The sequence below is a fragment of the Mucilaginibacter roseus genome, from assembly GCF_021215455.1.
Lineage (GTDB): Bacteria > Bacteroidota > Bacteroidia > Sphingobacteriales > Sphingobacteriaceae > Mucilaginibacter > Mucilaginibacter roseus.
In genome coordinates this window covers 1-2,114 of record NZ_JAJPWV010000010.1, presented here as the reverse complement: position 1 = coordinate 2,114, position 2,114 = coordinate 1, and the positions used below count along the sequence as shown (strand labels likewise).

The window sequence follows — 2,114 nt, the reverse complement described above, 5'->3', positions numbered from 1 at the left end:
ATTTCCCTTGAAAGAGAATTCCAGCAAAAGTTTTATTGGTAGTTATGTTTTAGGAATGGGTTTCGTGTTGACCACGGAACAGGCTGAAGCATTAATTGCTAAAGATCCACGAAATAAGGAAGTACTATTTCCATACTTGAATGGGGAGGATTTAAACAACGACCCAGAACAACGCCCCTCACGGTGGGTGATAAATTTCTTTGATTGGCCGGAGGACAAAGCTAGGACATATTCTGACTGTTTTGAGGTCATAGAACACTTAGTAAAGCCTGAAAGACTAACAAAAAATGATAAGACCGGTAGGGAAAAATGGTGGCAATTCTTACGACCAAGAAAAGAGTTATACCAGACCATATCCAAGTTAGACCACGTCATGGTGGTTGCAAGAATTAGTAAAACGTTGGCTATGACTTTTGTGGATAGGGAAATGGTTTTTGCTGACGCGTTGGTTGTATTTAACAATCAATCATTCTCAATTTTTTGTCTTATGCAATCAACTATTCATAATATATGGGCATGGAAATATTGCACAACAATGAAGTCGGATTTAAACTATACCCCTGGAAATGTTTTTGAAACATTTCCCTTTCCCGAGATTAACACTTCAGAATTGGAGCATTTAGGAACTGACTATTTTAACTTAAGAAAAAATATTATGAGATCAACTAAAATAGGTCTGACAAAAATTTATAATTACTTTCATGATATAGGGTTAAAAACTCTGTCTGATCATACTTTATCTCAAATTGAGGAATTACGTTCGTTACATGTGAAAATGGATTTAGCTGTTTTGAAATCGTATGGGTGGGAAGATATTGACATGCAGCATGGATTTTATGAATTAGAATATCTGCCGGAAAATGACAGAATCCGTTTCACCATTCAATCCGCTGCCCGAAAAGAAATCTTAAAACGATTATTAAAATTAAATAACCAATTATACAATGCTGAACAAAGTGAAAATCTTGTGCCAAAAGGCAACATCAAAAGAAATATTAAAAATTCAACAGATATTTATACCGCCAAGCTTTTCTAGAATTTATTGATTGGAAAATAGATTAATGTTCTCTAACGATATTTTAACTTTTTTCATTTCTGCTACTGCTTCTACATTATCAATTGTGTCAGCATGTCGCTTTTGATTTAAGTTAAAAAGCCGGCTTAATATCTCTTTTCGTGTATCAGGAGGTACAGTAAACCTAACACGGTCACTTTCTGGTAGGAATTCTACTTCGTAAAAGTCGTGTTTTAAATCAAGATCGTTCCAGTTGAAAACTTCTGTAACGGCTTTGTCTATTTCACAGTGGATATTTCGAAGTTTTAAAATTGCCTCGTATAACTCAGATGATTGGTTTAAATCTTTATCATTAAAACGGTTGTATGTCTCAGTCAAACCTATTTTAGCATTTCTCATTAAGTCTCTTCTAAAAACATTCAGCTCGTAGCCCAACTTTTCCAATCTATTTAATGGGTCGTTTGGAAATGGAAATGTTTCAAACGCATTACTGGCAGAATATCTTAATGTTGAGGCTCCCATAGTGGAACTATTCTTCCAAGCCCATACGTCATGTACTGCCGATGACAATATCGAGAAATCAGAATAAGAATCAGAAGCAATCACTATAGTGGCTTCACTATAAACAATGTTTTTCTGGCCTATTGAAATGAGTAAGTATTTAGCGTGGCGGTTAATTGCCATGACGTGGTCTAACTTGGATATGGTCTGGTAAAGCGCAGGTCGTTTTTCTCCATATATCCACCATCTCTGTGGCAATGGTTTTCTAAGTGCATATGTGCCTACAATTTCATATCCATTTTTATCTTTTAACCAACGTTGCCGTTCTGGCCTTACCAACCGCTCTACTATTTCAAAACAATCTGGGTAAGTGCGGGCTCTGTCCTCGGGCCAATCAAAGAAATTTATTACCCAACGTGAAGCTTTTTGTTCAGGATTATTGTTTAAATCATCTCCATTCAAGTATGGAAATAGTACTTCCTTATTTCGTGGATCTTTAGCAATTAATGCTTCAGCCTGTTCCGTGGTCAACACGAAACCTTTTCCCAATACAATGCTACCCTGAAAGCTTTTACCTGTATTATGTTTTAGAGGCATA

General features: G+C 36.0%; 2 protein-coding genes. One reads left to right on the top strand and one right to left on the bottom strand.

Annotated features, from left to right (window positions below; translation table 11 throughout):
* Positions 1-1,036: type IIL restriction-modification enzyme MmeI (locus tag LT679_RS18560; protein WP_232179180.1), on the top strand; the 1,036-nt coding region annotated here is incomplete at its 5' end.
* A 3-nt stretch (positions 1,037-1,039) separates the two neighbouring features.
* Here the strand turns inward: LT679_RS18560 and LT679_RS18555 are convergent.
* Positions 1,040-2,114: type IIL restriction-modification enzyme MmeI (locus LT679_RS18555; protein ID WP_232179179.1), on the bottom strand; the 1,075-nt coding region annotated here is incomplete at its 5' end.